Origin of the sequence: Variovorax sp. MHTC-1 (genome assembly GCF_003984645.1) — a bacterium.
Lineage (GTDB): Bacteria > Pseudomonadota > Gammaproteobacteria > Burkholderiales > Burkholderiaceae_C > Variovorax.
The window spans coordinates 1-930 of record NZ_RWKI01000092.1 but is presented as its reverse complement, the minus strand read 5'-3'; the positions used below and the strand labels follow the sequence as shown (position 1 = coordinate 930).

The window sequence follows — 930 nt, the reverse complement described above, 5'->3', positions numbered from 1 at the left end:
CGGGCGCTGCTGGCCAGCCGCAAGGCGATCCTGAAGAAGTGCGTCGACCTGGAGAACGAGCTGCGCGGGCTGCTTCGGGTGTTCGGAATCTGCCTGCCACCTCGCGTGGGCCATGGCAGCTTCGACGCCCAGGTGCGACAGACCTTCGCTGAGGACGAGATGCTGGCGTGCGCGCTCAACCCGTTGCTCGACGCCAGGACGGTGCTCTACAAGACCTACCTGAAGCTGGACAACGCCATCAAGGGGCTGGTGAAGGCCGATCCGGTCTGCAAGCTGCTGATGTCGGTGCCTGGTGTCGGGCCCGTCACCGCCCTCTCGTTCAAGGCGGGCGTGGACGACCCGGGTCGGTTCACGTCCTCTCGCACGGTCGCGGCGCACTTCGGGCTGACGCCCAGGCGCTTCCAGTCTGGGGAGAGCGACAACCCTGGCCACATCTCGCGCGCCGGGGATGCCGATGTTCGCTCGGCGCTCTACGTGGCGGCGCACTCGCTGCTCACGCGCAACGAGCAGTGGCCATCGCTGAAGGCCTGGGGCATACGGCTGGCCAAGACGCGAGGTCATCGCCGCGCTGTGATTGCCGTGGCACGCAAGCTCGCCGTCATCCTGCATCGCATGTGGGTCGATGGCACGGTGTTCCGCTGGGGTGCTCAGGAGGCTGTCGCATGATCAGCTGAGCGAGACCAACCCCTGCTGAATGGTTGTTGTGAACAGATTCGTTGAGGTGTGGACGATGGTCCGGATGAAGCCGCAAATGTCTGCTGCGCATCAAAGCGCGTCCATAAGCGTGGCTCTCCGCTCCGTCTGACCAATGCGTGCAGCGCCGGGCCGGAAGGCCCGGGCCCGACTGCGTAGAGAAGCGTGACCTGCACCGAGACGATTCCAGCACAATGCCCACAACACAGAGACAGCCCGGTGTTGACAAACGGGCCC

The 930-nt window shown here is 65.3% G+C and carries 1 protein-coding gene; it reads left to right on the top strand.

Going from position 1 to position 930, the window contains the following annotated elements; genetic code table 11:
- On the top strand, positions 1-666 hold a 666-nt coding region (locus EJI01_RS28400), incomplete at its 5' end, for an IS110 family transposase (RefSeq protein WP_126840416.1).
- Positions 667-930 lie beyond the last annotated feature (264 nt).